General features: G+C 43.3%; 1 protein-coding gene. It reads left to right on the plus strand.

From position 1 onward, the window contains the following. Positions 1 to 719: 719 nt before the first annotated feature. On the plus strand, positions 720 to 1,007 hold the full coding sequence (locus tag AK963_RS29440; RefSeq protein ID WP_066018779.1) for a transposase: 288 nt from the start codon (positions 720 to 722) through the stop codon (positions 1,005 to 1,007). Positions 1,008 to 1,114: the final 107 nt, after the last annotated feature.

Raw genomic sequence — 1,114 nt, forward strand, 5'->3', positions numbered from 1 at the left:
GATTCAAATAGCCCCAATAACTCTTTTGTTCCAAGCTGCCCGGCTTCATTGAGTGCACGCTGTAAACTATCTTCAAGATTCAGCATGTTGCCTGAATCTATAGAAACTTCAATTTGCAAAACGATGCTTTTGGTAGAGCTGGAAATAACAGAAGCGGGCATGACAGTTAACTATTATGAGTGGTGTTCCCATAGTAGCTGTGAAAATAGAGCACTATTGTTTCAATCATTCAGAGAGAGCACCCTTTTAATGCGTGAAGCCGAATTAGAAGCGGTCGTCTAATGCGGTTATATATTTGGCTAGTTGGTAATGAGTATCGATGTGGACTCTCTCTGAATGATTGAAATAATAGAACTCTATTTTCACAGCTACTAACGCGAAGGCCGACTTTTCATAAGGCATGACTACACCTTAATCTGCGCTCTAAACAGATTGCTCATATAGCCGGTGACAGTCATTCCTGAAGAAGAGTTTTCATCAATGTCTTTTGTCTGATTGATGATTTATTCAATAAGCTTTTTCCCAGACCTTTACGTACTCGTGGCTATGAGCCCAAGCTCAGTGATAGCGAGGTTCTTACCATTGAAATAGTGGGCGAATAGCTTGGACATCACAAGGACAAGGATATCTGGAAATATTTTCGACGACACTGGCTACACTTTTTTCCAGGCATTCCCGCCAGAACCAAGCTGGCCTCACAGGGGGCGAACCTCTGGGCTGTGAAGCAAAAAATCACAGAGCGTCTGGTGCAGATATTGGGCGCTGACAGTGATGATGTTCACCTGATTGATGGTTTTCCCATAGAGGTGTGCAAGCGGGTTCGGGCAAAACGTCGGAAAATATTTAATGACGAAGTGGCTTATGGCTACTGTGCTTCAAAAGACAAGAAATTTTTTGGCTTTCAGGGGCATCTGTTAATTTCAATGACGGGCATTCCAGTTTCACTGAGCCTGACACCTGCGAACGTTGACGAGAGAGACGCAGCTTATACCAATCGCATTTTCTAAATCCTTAAGCTGCCGCCAACTATGCTTAGGCATCATTACCATGCATTATCTAGAACAGATGTCTCGTCGACCACAGCTACCCGAAGGTTTTAATGATGTTGATTTTC

This window comes from Endozoicomonas atrinae (genome assembly GCF_001647025.1).
GTDB lineage: Bacteria > Pseudomonadota > Gammaproteobacteria > Pseudomonadales > Endozoicomonadaceae > Endozoicomonas > Endozoicomonas atrinae.